Annotated in this window: 12 protein-coding genes; 10 read left to right on the top strand and 2 right to left on the bottom strand. The window is 64.9% G+C overall.

What is annotated here, in order from left to right:
• The first annotated feature begins 131 nt into the window (after nt 1-131).
• The 10 genes from mdh to I6F33_RS33670 all read left to right on the top strand — a co-directional run bounded on the left by mdh (nt 132) and on the right by I6F33_RS33670 (nt 11,448).
• Nucleotides 132-1,100 carry a malate dehydrogenase gene (gene mdh / locus I6F33_RS33625; protein WP_025032846.1) on the top strand — a complete coding sequence of 323 codons (969 nt, stop codon included), beginning with the start codon at nt 132-134 and terminating at the stop codon, nt 1,098-1,100.
• A 204-nt stretch (nt 1,101-1,304) separates the two neighbouring features.
• Entirely contained in the window at nt 1,305-2,504 is a 1,200-nt protein-coding gene (gene sucC, locus I6F33_RS33630; protein WP_036008785.1) for an ADP-forming succinate--CoA ligase subunit beta, read from the top strand.
• Between the two features lie 4 nt (nt 2,505-2,508).
• Nucleotides 2,509-2,988, top strand: coding sequence for a DUF1579 family protein (locus tag I6F33_RS33635; protein WP_036008783.1), 480 nt, complete (start codon nt 2,509-2,511; stop codon nt 2,986-2,988).
• A gap of 36 nt (nt 2,989-3,024) precedes the next feature.
• Nucleotides 3,025-3,909 carry a succinate--CoA ligase subunit alpha gene (gene sucD, locus I6F33_RS33640; RefSeq protein ID WP_036008780.1) on the top strand — a complete coding sequence of 295 codons (885 nt, stop codon included), beginning with the start codon at nt 3,025-3,027 and terminating at the stop codon, nt 3,907-3,909.
• A gap of 137 nt (nt 3,910-4,046) precedes the next feature.
• Nucleotides 4,047-7,004 (top strand): 2-oxoglutarate dehydrogenase E1 component, encoded by a 2,958-nt coding sequence (locus I6F33_RS33645; protein ID WP_225145384.1) that lies wholly within the window; start codon nt 4,047-4,049, stop codon nt 7,002-7,004.
• A gap of 164 nt (nt 7,005-7,168) precedes the next feature.
• On the top strand, nt 7,169-8,410 hold the full coding sequence (gene odhB / locus I6F33_RS33650) for a 2-oxoglutarate dehydrogenase complex dihydrolipoyllysine-residue succinyltransferase (RefSeq protein WP_225145385.1): 1,242 nt from the start codon (nt 7,169-7,171) through the stop codon (nt 8,408-8,410).
• 11 nt (nt 8,411-8,421) lie between these two features.
• Nucleotides 8,422-8,655, top strand: coding sequence for a hypothetical protein (locus I6F33_RS33655; protein WP_225145386.1), 234 nt, complete (start codon nt 8,422-8,424; stop codon nt 8,653-8,655).
• A 25-nt stretch (nt 8,656-8,680) separates the two neighbouring features.
• Nucleotides 8,681-9,430: an SDR family oxidoreductase gene (locus tag I6F33_RS33660; protein ID WP_225145387.1), complete on the top strand. Its 750-nt coding sequence runs from the start codon at nt 8,681-8,683 to the stop codon at nt 9,428-9,430.
• 52 nt (nt 9,431-9,482) lie between these two features.
• The gene (gene lpdA / locus I6F33_RS33665) at nt 9,483-10,883 is read left to right on the top strand and encodes a dihydrolipoyl dehydrogenase (RefSeq protein ID WP_225145388.1); all 1,401 of its coding nucleotides are present in this window, start codon (nt 9,483-9,485) and stop codon (nt 10,881-10,883) included.
• A 34-nt stretch (nt 10,884-10,917) separates the two neighbouring features.
• A complete protein-coding gene (locus tag I6F33_RS33670; protein WP_225145389.1) occupies nt 10,918-11,448 on the top strand; it encodes a hypothetical protein in 531 nt (176 codons plus the stop codon).
• A 189-nt stretch (nt 11,449-11,637) separates the two neighbouring features.
• On the opposite strand, the gene I6F33_RS33675 is transcribed toward I6F33_RS33670, so the two are convergent.
• Both I6F33_RS33675 and I6F33_RS33680 read right to left on the bottom strand, forming a co-directional pair.
• Nucleotides 11,638-12,225, bottom strand: a complete 588-nt coding sequence (locus I6F33_RS33675) for a DUF4337 domain-containing protein (protein ID WP_036008765.1) — start codon at nt 12,223-12,225, stop codon at nt 11,638-11,640.
• 85 nt (nt 12,226-12,310) lie between these two features.
• Entirely contained in the window at nt 12,311-13,276 is a 966-nt protein-coding gene (locus tag I6F33_RS33680) for a tyrosine recombinase XerC (RefSeq protein WP_225145390.1), read from the bottom strand.
• Nucleotides 13,277-13,281 lie beyond the last annotated feature (5 nt).

Consider the following 13,281-nt stretch of genomic DNA (forward strand, 5'->3'; position numbering starts at 1 on the left):
CGGCCGGGGTATGCTGGCTGCTATCTCGGCAAGCCCGACAATTGGGCATTGGGCGACTTGAACGGGGGAGACGAAAGGGATAACCACCCGTCTCAGTTTCCCCTCCTTACGTGTCTAAAGGACAGGTTCACATGGCGCGCGACAAGATTGCTTTGATTGGCTCCGGCCAGATCGGCGGAACGCTGGCTCACCTCATCGGCCTGAAAGAACTGGGCGACGTCGTGATGTTCGACATCGCCGAGGGCGTGCCGCAGGGCAAGGCGCTCGACATCGCGCAGTCCTCGCCGGTCGACGGCTTCGACGCCCACTACACCGGCGCGAACTCCTATGAGGCGCTCGACAACGCCAAGGTCTGCATCGTCACCGCCGGCGTGCCGCGCAAGCCCGGCATGAGCCGCGACGACCTCCTCTCCATCAACCTCAAGGTCATGGAGCAGGTCGGCGCCGGCATCAAGAAGTACGCCCCCGACGCCTTCGTCATCTGCATCACCAACCCGCTCGACGCCATGGTCTGGGCGCTGCAGAAGGCTTCGGGCCTGCCGCACAAGAAGGTCGTCGGCATGGCCGGCGTGCTGGATTCGGCCCGCTTCCGCTACTTCCTCGCCGACGAGTTCAACGTCTCGGTCGAGGACGTCACCGCCTTCGTGCTCGGCGGCCACGGCGACACCATGGTGCCGCTGGTGAAGTACTCCACCGTCGCCGGCATCCCGCTGCCCGACCTCGTCAAGATGGGCTGGACCTCACAGGCGCGCCTCGACGAGATCGTCGACCGCACCCGCAATGGCGGCGCCGAGATCGTCAACCTGCTCAAGACCGGCTCGGCCTTCTACGCCCCTGCCGCCTCCGCGATCGCGATGGCCGAGAGCTATCTGAAGGACAAGAAGCGCGTGCTGCCCTGCGCCGCCTATCTCAACGGCGAGTACAGCGTGAAGGACATGTATGTCGGCGTGCCCGTCGTGATCGGCGCCAAGGGCGTCGAGCGCGTGGTCGAGATCGAACTCGCCGGCAAGGACCGCGAGGCGTTTGACAAGTCGGTCGGTGCCGTGCAGGGCTTGGTCGATGCCTGCAAGAAGATCGCACCCGATCTTCTCGGCCGCTAAGGCAAAGCAATACCCGCCGAAGATCGAAACCCGGTCTTCGGCGGTTTCACTTCCGGACCCCGGCTGACCGGGGTGGGGTTCCGGTCTCGGCAGATCTCGATTGTCAAAGAATCCGGGTTGCAGTTCCTGTGGTATATGGTATGCCAGCCACAAGACTGAGGTGGGCCCATGAGGTCACCGCCCGCGGGTTCAGGGAGCGACCATATGAATATCCATGAATATCAGGCCAAAGCGCTGCTGCATGAATTCGGCGTTCCGATTTCGCGCGGCGTAGCGGTTCTCAAGGCCTCGGACTCCGACGCCGCCGCAAGACAGCTTCCCGGCCCGGTTTGGGTGGTGAAGAGCCAGATCCATGCCGGCGGGCGCGGCAAGGGCAAGTTCAAGGAAGCATCCGCCGGCGACAAAGGCGGCGTCCGCATCGCCAAGTCGGTGGAAGAGGTCAACGAATTCGCCAAGCAGATGCTGGGCGCGACGCTGGTCACCGTGCAGACGGGACCTGCCGGCAAGCAGGTCAACCGCCTCTACATCGAGGACGGCTCCGACATCGACAAGGAATTCTACCTCTCGATCCTGGTCGACCGCGAGACCTCGCGCGTCTCCTTCGTGGTGTCGACCGAAGGCGGCGTCAACATCGAGGACGTCGCGCACAACACGCCGGAGAAGATCGTGACCTTCTCGGTCGATCCGGCGACCGGCATCATGGGCCATCACGGCCGCACGGTCGCGAAGGCGCTGAATCTGTCCGGCGACCTCGCCAAGCAGGCCGAGAAGCTCACCGCGCAGCTCTACGCGGCCTTCGTCGCCAAGGACATGTCGATGCTGGAGATCAATCCGCTGGTCGTGACCAAGCAGGGCGAGCTCCGCGTGCTCGATGCCAAGGTGTCCTTCGACGACAACGCCCTGTTCCGCCATCCCGAGATCGCGGTGTCGTTGCGCGATCTGACCGAGGAAGACGCCAAGGAAATCGAGGCGTCGAAATACGATCTCAACTACGTCACGCTCGACGGCAATATCGGCTGCATGGTCAACGGCGCCGGTCTCGCCATGGCGACGATGGACATCATCAAGCTCTACGGCATGGCGCCGGCCAACTTCCTCGACGTCGGCGGCAGCGCCAGCAAGGAGAAGGTCGCGGCCGCGTTCAAGATCATCACCGCCGATCCCAACGTGAAGGGCATCCTGGTCAACATCTTCGGCGGCATCATGAAGTGCGACGTGATCGCCGAGGGCGTCACGGCTGCGGTTCGCGAGGTCGGCCTCAGCGTGCCGCTGGTGGTCCGTCTCGAAGGCACCAACGTCGAGCTCGGCAAGAAGATCATCCGTGAATCCGGACTGAACGTGGTGCCCGCCGACAATCTCGACGACGCCGCGCAGAAGATCGTGAAGGCCGTCAAGGGAGGCTAGCGCCATGGCCCAGGACCATCTCGCCGCATCATCTCCGCTCCCCGAGCATGCGCGCCTCGCCGCGTTCGCCGGCGAATGGGATGGTGAGGAGATGGTCTTCCCGTCGCGCTGGACGGCGGGCGGGCCGGCGACCTCGCGCACCGTCGCGCGCATGGATCTCAACGGGTTCTATCTGATCCAGGACTCGATCCAGATGCGCGACGGCAAGCAGGTCTTCGCCACCCACGGCATCTTCACCTTCGACCGCGACGACCGGACCTACAAATTGTTCTGGTACGACTCGCTCGGCTACACGCCGCCTTCGCCCGCCTCAGGCGGGTGGGCCGGCAAGACCCTGACGCTGGTGCGCGGCTCGCTCCGCGGCAATGCGCGCCACGTCTACGAGATCATCAATGAGGATTCCTACTCGTTGAAGATTCAATTCTCGCCGGACGCGGAAGGCTGGTCCGACGTCCTCACCGGCGTCTACCGCCGCATCCACTGACCCACTCACTCTGTTAGTTTCGCGAAAGCAGACCTCATGTCCATCCTGATCGACAAGAACACCAAGGTCATCTGCCAGGGCTTCACCGGCAAGAACGGCACCTTCCACTCGGAGGCCGCGATCGCCTACGGCACCAAGATGGTCGGCGGCACCTCGCCGGGCAAAGGCGGCTCGACGCATCTGGGCCTGCCGGTGTTCGACACCGTGCGCGAGGCACGTGAGAAGACCGGCGCCGACGCTTCGGTGATCTACGTGCCGCCGCCGGGCGCAGCCGACGCGATCTGCGAAGCCATCGACGCCGAGGTCCCGCTGATCGTCTGCATCACCGAGGGCATTCCTGTGATCGACATGGTCCGCGTCAAGCGCTCGCTGCTCGGCTCCAAGTCGCGCCTGATCGGGCCGAACTGCCCGGGCGTCATGACCGCCGGCGAGTGCAAGATCGGCATCATGCCCGCCAACATCTTCAAGACCGGCTCGGTCGGCATCGTCTCCCGCTCGGGCACGCTGACCTATGAAGCCGTGTTCCAGACCTCCCAGGAAGGCCTCGGCCAGACCACCGCGGTCGGCATCGGCGGCGACCCGGTCAAGGGCACCGAGTTCATCGACGTGCTGGAGATGCTGCTCGCCGACCCCAAGACCGAATCGATCATCATGATCGGCGAGATCGGCGGTTCCGCCGAGGAGGACGCCGCCCAGTTCCTCAAGGACGAGGCCAAGCGTGGCCGCAAGAAGCCGATGGTCGGCTTCATCGCCGGCGTCACCGCCCCTCCCGGCCGCCGCATGGGTCATGCCGGCGCCATCATCTCCGGCGGCAAGGGCGATGCCGGTTCCAAGACCGAGGCGATGAAATCCGCAGGGATTACAGTGTCCCCGTCGCCCGCCCGCCTCGGCCACACGCTTGCCGAAAAGTTGAAGGGCTAATTCAGTTCTTCGTGCTTTTCCGGGCGAAGTTTCGCAGCAAATAGGGTAAAGGGTGCCTGTCGCGTCGAGCCCTGTCGGGGGAGCTCGGCGCCAGCGCCGTTTGTTATGCGCGAATCGAAATCGCCAGGAACTCAAGTATGTCTCGCCAGGACGCGAACGCAGCCTTTGCCCTGTCATCCTTTTTGCAGGGCACCAACGCCACCTACATCGACGAAATCTACGCCCGCTACCAGAAGGACCCGTCCTCGGTCGATGCCGAGTGGCAGGAGTTCTTCAAGAGCCTGAACGACGCGCCGGCTGACATCAGCAAGAACGCGGAAGGCCCGTCCTGGGAGCGCGACAACTGGCCGCTGACCCCGAAGGACGATCTGACCTCCGCCCTCGACGGCAACTGGGCCGAGGTCGAGAAGACGGTCGGTGGCAAGATCGCCGCCAAGGCGCAGGCCAAGGGGGCCGACATCTCCTCCGCCGACCTGCTTCAGGCGACGCGCGATTCCGTCCGCGCCCTGATGCTGATCCGCTCCTACCGCATGCGCGGCCACTTCCATGCCAAGCTCGATCCGCTCGGCATCGAAGCCCAGCGCAACCGCGAAGAGCTCGATCCGCGCACCTACGGCTTCAGCGAAGCCGATTTCGACCGCAAGATCTTCCTCGATCACGTGCTCGGCCTCGAATACGGCACTCTGCGCGAGATCACCGCGATCTGCGAGCGCACCTACTGCCAGACGCTCGGCGTCGAGTTCATGCACATCAGCAACGCGGCGCAGAAGGCCTGGATCCAGGAGCGCATCGAGGGACCCGACAAGGAGATCTCGTTCACGCGCGAAGGCCGCAGGGCCATCCTGCAGAAGCTGATCGAAGCCGAGGGTTTCGAAAAGTTCTGCGACACCAAGTTCACCGGCACCAAGCGCTTCGGCCTCGACGGCGGTGAAGCCCTGATCCCCGCGCTCGAGCAGATCATCAAGCGCGGCGGCAATCTCGGCGTGAAGGAAATCGTGCTCGGCATGCCGCATCGCGGCCGCCTCAACGTGCTGACCCAGGTGTTGGGCAAGGCCCATCGCGCACTATTCCACGAGTTCAAGGGCGGCTCGGCCAATCCCGACGCGGTCGAAGGTTCCGGCGACGTCAAGTATCACCTCGGCGCCTCCTCGGACCGCGAGTTCGACGGCAACCGCATCCACCTGTCGCTGACCGCCAACCCCTCGCATCTCGAGATCGTCGATCCCGTCGTGCTCGGCAAGGTCCGCGCCAAGCAGGACCAGCACGGCGATCCCCCTGACATGCGCATCTCCGTGATGCCGCTCCTGATGCACGGCGACGCCGCGTTCGCCGGCCAGGGCGTGGTTGCTGAATGCTTCGGCCTGTCCGACCTGAAGGGCTACCGCACCGGCGGCTCCGTGCACTTCATCGTCAACAACCAGATCGGCTTCACCACCTATCCGCGCTACTCGCGCTCCTCGCCCTATCCGTCGGATGTGGCGAAGATGATCGATGCGCCGATCTTCCACGTCAACGGCGACGATCCGGAAGCCGTCGTGTTCGCGGCCAAGGTCGCGACCGAATTCCGGCAGAAGTTCCACAAGCCCGTCGTCATCGACATGTGGTGCTACCGCCGCTACGGCCACAATGAGGGCGATGAGCCGGCCTTCACCCAGCCGGTGATGTACAAGCGGATCGCCGCCCATCCCTCGACGCTGACGCTCTACTCCAAGCGCCTGATCGCAGAAGGCGTCGTCACCGAGGGCGAGGTCGACAAGCTGAAGGCGGACTGGCGCGCCCGGCTCGATGCCGAGTTCGAGGCCGGCACCTCCTACAAGCCGAACAAGGCCGACTGGCTCGACGGCAAGTGGGCGGGCTTCAAGATCGCCGACCAGGAAGAGGATGCGCGGCGCGGCGTCACCGGCGTCGACATCGCCACGCTGAAGGACATCGGCCGCAAGATCACCAAGGTGCCGGACGGTTTCCGCGTTCACCGCACCATTCAGCGCTTCCTCGATAACCGCGCCAAGGCGATCGAGAGCGGCAACGGCATCGACTGGGCGACCGGCGAGGCGCTGGCGTTCTGCTCGCTGCTCAACGAAAACCACCACGTCCGCCTGTCCGGACAGGATTCGGAACGCGGCACCTTCTCGCAGCGCCATTCGGTCCTGATCGACCAGGAAGACGAAAGCCGCTACACGCCGTTCAACCATCTCGGCCACGAGCAGGGCCATTACGAGGTCATCAACTCGCTGCTGTCGGAAGAAGCCGTGCTCGGTTTCGAATACGGCTATTCGCTCGCCGAGCCGAACACGCTGACGCTGTGGGAAGCCCAGTTCGGCGACTTCGCCAACGGCGCGCAGGTCGTGTTCGACCAGTTCATCTCCTCGGGCGAGCGCAAATGGCTGCGCATGTCCGGTCTGGTCTGCCTGTTGCCGCACGGCTATGAGGGCCAGGGACCGGAGCACTCCTCGGCGCGCCTCGAGCGCTACTTGCAGATGTGCGCGGAAGACAACATGCAGGTGGTCTACCCGACCACGCCGGCGAACTATTTCCACGTGCTGCGCCGGCAGCTGCATCGCGAGATACGCAAGCCGCTGATCATGATGACGCCGAAGTCGCTGCTGCGTCACAAGCGGGCGGTGTCGCGTCTCGACGAGCTCGCGAAGGGCACGACCTTCCACCGCATCCTCTATGATGACGCCCAGATGCTGCCGAACGAGGCGATCAAGCTCGTCCCCGACGAGAAGATCCGCCGCATCGTGCTGTGCTCCGGCAAGGTCTATTACGACCTCTACGAGGAGCGCGAGAAGCGCGGCATCGACGACATCTACCTGATGCGCGTCGAGCAGCTCTATCCGGTGCCGCTGAAGGCGCTGGTGACCGAGCTGTCGCGCTTCAAGAAGGCCGAGATGGTGTGGTGCCAGGAAGAGCCCCGCAACATGGGTGCTTGGCACTTCATCGAGCCCTATCTGGAATGGGTGCTGAACCAGGTGAACGGCGCGAGCCGGCGTCCGCGTTATGTCGGCCGCGCCGCTTCCGCCGCGACCGCCACGGGTCTGATGTCCAAGCATCAGGCTCAGCTGAAGGCGTTCCTGGACGAAGCACTGAGCTGAGAAGTTTTTTTAGGACTCTGTCATGCCCCGCGAAGGCGGGGCATCCAGTACTCCGCGGCTTTCGTTCTGATCACGAAGGTCACGGCGTACTGGATTGCCCGCCTTCGCGGGCAATGACGTATGAAATTCATGACCGCTACCTGCGATCCCTTGAGGAAGAGACCATGACTGAAATTCGTGTGCCGACGCTCGGCGAATCCGTCACCGAGGCCACCATCGGCCGCTGGTTCAAGAAGGCCGGCGACCCCGTCGCCGTCGACGAGCCCCTGGTGGAGCTCGAGACCGACAAGGTCACCATCGAAGTCCCCGCGCCGACCGCGGGCACGCTGAGCGAGATCATCGCTGCCGATGGTGCGACCGTTGCCGTGGGCGCGCTGCTCGGTCAGATCACCGATGGTGCCGGCGCAGCCAAGCCCGCTGCCGCGCCGGTCAAGGCTGCTGCGCCTGCCACTGCTGCCGCTGCTCCGGCGGCGGCTCCCGCTGCCGCGAAGGCGCCGCCGGCCGATGCGCCGCTCGCGCCGTCCGTGCGCAAACTGTCGGCCGAGACCGGCATCGACGCCTCGACCGTGCCGGGCTCCGGCAAGGACGGCCGCGTCACCAAGGGCGACATGCTGGCCGCGATCGAGCGCGCCGCCTCGGCGCCGACGCCGGTCAACCAGCCCGCCGCCGCCGTGCAGGTCCGCAGCCCCTCGCCGGCCGATGACGCCGCCCGCGAAGAGCGCGTCAAGATGACCCGGCTGCGCCAGACCATCGCGCGCCGGCTCAAGGACGTGCAGAACACCGCGGCCATGCTCACGACCTTCAACGAGGTCGACATGACCAACGTCATGGCGCTGCGCGCACACTACAAGGACGCGTTCGAGAAGAAGCACGGCGCCAAGCTCGGCTTCATGGGCTTCTTCACCAAGGCCGTCGTGCAGGCGCTGAAGGACATCCCGGCCGTCAACGCCGAGATCGACGGCAGCGACCTGATCTACAAGAACTACTACCACATCGGCGTTGCCGTCGGCACCGACAAGGGCTTGGTCGTGCCCGTGGTGCGCGACTGCGACCACAAGTCGATCTCCGACATCGAGAAGAGCATCGCCGATTTCGGCCGCCGCGCCCGTGACGGCCAGCTCAAGATCGACGAGATGCAGGGCGGCACCTTCACCATCACCAATGGCGGCATCTACGGCTCGCTGATGTCGACCCCGATCCTGAACGCGCCGCAGTCCGGCATCCTCGGCATGCACAAGATCCAGGAGCGCCCCATGGTCGTCGGCGGCAAGATCGAGGTCCGTCCGATGATGTATCTGGCGCTGTCCTACGATCACCGCGTCATCGACGGCAAGGAAGCCGTCACCTTCCTGGTTCGCGTCAAGGAGAGCCTGGAAGATCCGGCGCGCCTGGTGCTGGACCTCTAAGGGAGGCGACGATGGGGGAGCCGTCGCTCGCGCATGCGCTCATCTCCATGGTGCCGCTCCTGCTGACCACCCTTATCTTTTTCTTCTTTGCGATTCCGATTAGTCGCAGGAAAGGTAAGGGGGTCGGCTTCGCGGCCTTGTGCCTGATCCCGTTTCTCACGCCCTTCCTTCTGTTCCATTTGATCAGCTTGACGGACAAGTCCGTGCTTGATCGCTTGGCGGCTCTTGAGGGCAGGACGTCGTAGTGCGCTCGAACTCGTGGGGATTGATGTGACGGATAAAGTCGTTGTCATCACCGGCGGCAGCCGCGGCATCGGGCGGGCGACCGCGCTTGCGGCGGCCGCGCGCCGTTTTCGCGTCGTGGTCGGCTATGCCAGCAACAAGCAGGCCGCCGACGAGGTGGTAGCTACGATCGCGGCCAGCAACGGCAAGGCCATCGCGGTGAAATGCGATGTCGCCGAGGAAAGTGACATCCTCAATCTGTTCGAGGAGGCCGACAAGTTCGGCACGCTCGGGGCGCTCGTCAACAATGGCGGCATCGTCGGCAAGAGCGGCGTGCGCGTCGACGAGATGTCGGCCGAGCGCATCCAGCGCGTGATGGCGGTGAACGTCACCGGCTCCATCCTTTGCGCGCGCGAGGCGGTGAAGCGGATGTCGACCAAGCACGGCGGCACGGGCGGAGTCATCGTCAACCTGTCGTCCGTCGCTGCGCGGCTCGGCTCGCCCAACACCTATGTCGACTACGCCGCGTCCAAGGGTGCGGTCGATTCCTTCACCGTCGGCCTCGGCCATGAGGTCGCGGGCGAGGGCATCCGCGTCGCCGCGATCCGTCCCGGCCTGATCGACACCGACATCCACGCTGCCGGTGGCGAGCCCGACCGCGCCCATCGCCTGGCCCATCTGGTGCCGATGAAGCGCGTCGGCACCGCCGATGAAATCGCCAATGCCATCGTCTGGCTGATCTCGGACGAGGCCTCCTACGTCACCTCAGCCATTCTCGATGTGTCCGGCGGACGCTGACGCGCCGCGCTGACGCATCCTCACCACGCCTAACCTTACGGGACTTTTTCTCATGGCTACCTACGATCTCGTCGTCATCGGCACCGGACCGGGCGGTTATGTCTGCGCGGTACGCGCGAGCCAGCTCGGCATGAAGGTCGCCGTGGTCGAAAAGAACGCGACCCTCGGCGGCACCTGCCTCAATGTCGGCTGCATGCCGTCGAAGGCGCTGCTGCACGCCTCCGAAATGTTCGAGGAAGCCGGCCATTCCTTCGCCAAGATGGGCGTCAGCGTTTCCGCGCCGAAGCTCGATCTGCCCGCGATGATGAACTTCAAGCAGCAGGGCATCGACGGCAACGTCAAGGGCGTCGAGTTCCTGATGAAGAAGAACAAGATCGACGTGCTCAAGGGCGCCGGCAAGATCTTGGGCACCGGCAAGGTCGAGGTCTCCGCCGACGGCAAGTCGCAGGTTGTCGAGACCAAGAACATCGTGATCGCCACCGGCTCCGACATCGCGCGCCTGAAGGGCATCGAGATCGACGAGAAGCGCATCGTGTCCTCGACCGGCGCGCTGTCGCTGGAGAAGGTGCCAGGCAGATTGCTGGTCATTGGCGCCGGCGTGATCGGGCTCGAACTCGGCTCCGTGTGGCGCCGGCTCGGATCCGAAGTCATGGTGGTTGAATTCCTCGATCGCATCCTGCCCGGCATGGACGGCGAGATCGCCAAGCAATTCCAGCGCATCCTTGAAAAGCAGGGATTTGCATTCAAGCTGGGCTCGAAGGTGACCGGCGTCGAGATGAACAGCAAGGCATTGCTTGCGAAAATCGAACCGGCTTCCGGCGGTGCCGCCGAGACCATCGAAGCCGACGTCGTGCTCGTCTGCATCGGCCGCGTGCCCTACACCGACGGTCTCGGCCTCAAGGAAGCCGGTGTCGCGCTGGACGCGCGCGGCCGGGTGCAGATCGATTCGCATTTCGCCACCAGCCTGAAGGGCGTCTATGCCATCGGCGACGTCGTCGCAGGCCCCATGCTCGCGCACAAGGCCGAGGACGAGGGCGTCGCGGTCGCCGAGATCATCGCAGGCCAAGCCGGCCACGTGAATTACGATGTGATCCCCGGCGTCGTGTATACCACGCCGGAAGTGTCCTCCGTCGGCAAGACCGAGGAGGAACTCAAGCAGGCGGGCGTGGCTTACACGGTCGGAAAGTTTCCGTTCACCGCCAACGGCCGCTCCAAGGTCAACCAGACCACCGACGGCTTTGTGAAGATTCTCGCGGATGCGAAGACCGATCGCGTGCTCGGCGTGCACATCATCGGCCGCGAAGCCGGCGAAATGATCCATGAAGCGTGTGTTCTCATGGAATTCGGCGGCAGTGCGGAAGATCTCGCGCGCACCTGCCACGCCCATCCGACGCGCTCGGAGGCCGTCAAGGAAGCCGCGCTTGCGGTCGGCAAGCGAGCCATCCATATGTAACGACGCGCCCAGCGCCGAACCGGGCGGGAAACACATGCTGCGCCGCCTTCTTCAACCGGTCTGGGTCCTGCTTGCGATCATCTTCCTGATCGAAGCCTGGCTGTGGGATCATCTCGAGCCGATCGTCGCCAGGATCGTCGCAGCCATCCCGCTGGCGCGCTTCAAGCATTGGCTGACGGAGCGCGTCGATGCGCTCTCGCCGGCCATGACGCTGCTCGTGTTTGCGGTGCCCGTCGTCCCGCTGTTTCCGCTCAAGCTGGTCGGGCTGTGGCTGCTCGCGCATGAATACTGGACCGGCGCGTTCTTCACGATCGTGTTCGGAAAGCTTGTCGGCGTCGGCGTCACCGCCTTCGTGTTCGACGTCACGCGCGCCAAGCTTCTGGAGATGCGCTGGTTCGAGCGGATCTACGCCCTGGTGCTGAGGGTGCGCGCCAAGGCCGCCGAGCTGGTCGACCCGATCAAGCGCCGCATCCGCGAGCTGATCGCCGGCAACGGCGAGGGCTGGTCCTACCGCACGCTGCGTATGATCCAGCGCTTCAGGAAGAGCGTGCATGAGGCGCGGTGATCTTCGCCACCACAAGGACCGTCCGTAGCCCGGATGGAGCGCAGCGCAATCCGGGACAGGCGTCCCCGCTCTATCCTCCGTCATTGCGAGTGCAGCGAAGCAATCCAGTATCTTTCCCCGGAGGCAGTCTGGATTGCTTCGTCGCAAGGGCTCCTCGCAATGACGCGGTGAGAACCCGGCCTCAACACCTCAATGCAAATGCAGCAGATGTGGCCACCACAGGCCGAGCGCGGTCATGAACAGGCCGGCGATCGTCAGCGCGCCGCCGACATAGGCGAGCGCGATCATGCCGGTGATGATGGTGGCGGACGCCAGCACGATGCCGATCTGGAAGGCGGCCGAGGCCAGCTCGAAATGGTGGTACTTCGCGGTCGCCTCGTCGCGGGCGTGCTCGGCGTGCTTGGCCTTGTCCGCAAGCTGCTCGGTGCCTTCGCCGGTCTCGGGCTCGGAGCGGTAGCGCTGCGCGGTCTTGGTCCAGTCGTCGATCTGCTTCTGCACGGCGGGCTTCTGCGCCTCGGCCGCGGCGGCCAGTGTCAGCTTGCCCTGCTCGGCCGCGGTCACCACCACGGTGCGGCGGATGCTCTTGGCCTGGAAGAACGCCCAGAGATTGGCGGCCTCGACGTTCTTGCTGATCGATTCGGTCTGGGCACCCTTGCCGAGCGTCTCCGAGATCGCCAGGAACAGCGCCAGCACGGCGATCAGAAGAGCGATCTTCTTGTTCGAGCCGGACGCGTGTTCGGCGTGCTCGGCATGCTCCATGCTTTCATGTGCGCCCATATAATGTCCCTCCTGTGCCGGTTCCCACGATTTGACCGAACCGTGGGCGCTGTGCAAGAGGCACGCGAGCTATGACGAGAGTGTGTCAGCGCCGCGGATGGGCGCTGGCATACACCTCGAGCAGCCGCTCGGAATCGATGCCGGTATAGACCTGCGTCGTCGAGAGCGAGGAATGGCCGAGCAATTCCTGGATGGCGCGCAGATCGCCGCCGCGCGAGAGCAGATGCGTGGCGAAGGAATGCCGCAGCGCGTGCGGCGTGGCGCTGTCGGGAAGTCCCAGCGCGCCGCGCAGCCGCTCCATCGCGAGCTGGATGATGCGCGGGCTCAAGGGGCCGCCGCGTGCGCCGACGAAGATCGGTCCTTCCGCCGGCAGCGGATAGGGGCACATCGCGACATATTCCTGCACCAGCGCCAGCACGTTCTGCAGCACCGGCACCATGCGCGTCTTGTTGCCCTTGCCGGTCACGACCAGCACGTCGCCTTCGCCGGGTTTCGGCACCTCGCGGCGCTTGAGACCCAGCGCCTCGGAGATGCGCAGGCCCGAGCCATAGAGCAGCGCCATCACCGCGGCGTCGCGTGCAAGGATCCAGGTCTCGCGCTCCTCGCCGGCGCGCTCGTCGGCATCGGCCAGACGTTTTGCCGATACCATCGGCAGCGGCTTCGGCAGGCTCTTGGCGACCTTCGGCGCGCGGATCGCCGACAATGCACCGACCTTGCCCTTGCCCTCACGCTCCAGAAAACGTCCGAACGAGCGCAGGCCCGCCAGCGCGCGCATCAGGCTGCGGCCGGCAATGTCATCTGCCCGGCGCATTGCCATGAAGGCGCGCACGTCGGTGGCTTCCAGCGCTGCAAACCGCTCCAGCGTCACCCGCTCGCCCCAATGGGCACAGAGGAAATCCAGGCATTGCCGCAGATCGCGGCCATAGGCCTCCAGCGTCTTCGGCGACAGCCGCCGCTCGGCGCCGAGATGCGCCAGCCAGCGCGCCATCTCCTGCGCGATCGAGGGATCGGCGCTGGCGAGCTCGATGTGTGGGGCGGCCGCTTTGCTCATGCGCT

The sequence above is a fragment of the Bradyrhizobium sp. BRP20 genome (assembly GCF_020194215.1).
Lineage (GTDB): Bacteria > Pseudomonadota > Alphaproteobacteria > Rhizobiales > Xanthobacteraceae > Bradyrhizobium > Bradyrhizobium yuanmingense.

Excerpts from the sequence above, each read along its gene's own strand:
- mdh (WP_025032846.1), top strand. The coding sequence starts at position 132 with ATGGCGCGCGACAAGATTGCTTTGATTGGCTCCGGCCAGATCGGCGGA.
- sucC (WP_036008785.1), top strand. The coding sequence starts at position 1,305 with ATGAATATCCATGAATATCAGGCCAAAGCGCTGCTGCATGAATTCGGC.
- I6F33_RS33635 (WP_036008783.1), top strand. The coding sequence starts at position 2,509 with ATGGCCCAGGACCATCTCGCCGCATCATCTCCGCTCCCCGAGCATGCG.
- sucD (WP_036008780.1), top strand. The coding sequence starts at position 3,025 with ATGTCCATCCTGATCGACAAGAACACCAAGGTCATCTGCCAGGGCTTC.
- I6F33_RS33645 (WP_225145384.1), top strand. The coding sequence starts at position 4,047 with ATGTCTCGCCAGGACGCGAACGCAGCCTTTGCCCTGTCATCCTTTTTG.
- odhB (WP_225145385.1), top strand. The coding sequence starts at position 7,169 with ATGACTGAAATTCGTGTGCCGACGCTCGGCGAATCCGTCACCGAGGCC.
- I6F33_RS33655 (WP_225145386.1), top strand. The coding sequence starts at position 8,422 with ATGGGGGAGCCGTCGCTCGCGCATGCGCTCATCTCCATGGTGCCGCTC.
- lpdA (WP_225145388.1), top strand. The coding sequence starts at position 9,483 with ATGGCTACCTACGATCTCGTCGTCATCGGCACCGGACCGGGCGGTTAT.
- I6F33_RS33670 (WP_225145389.1), top strand. The coding sequence starts at position 10,918 with ATGCTGCGCCGCCTTCTTCAACCGGTCTGGGTCCTGCTTGCGATCATC.
- I6F33_RS33675 (WP_036008765.1), bottom strand. The coding sequence starts at position 12,225 with ATGGGCGCACATGAAAGCATGGAGCATGCCGAGCACGCCGAACACGCG.
- I6F33_RS33680 (WP_225145390.1), bottom strand. The coding sequence starts at position 13,276 with ATGAGCAAAGCGGCCGCCCCACACATCGAGCTCGCCAGCGCCGATCCC.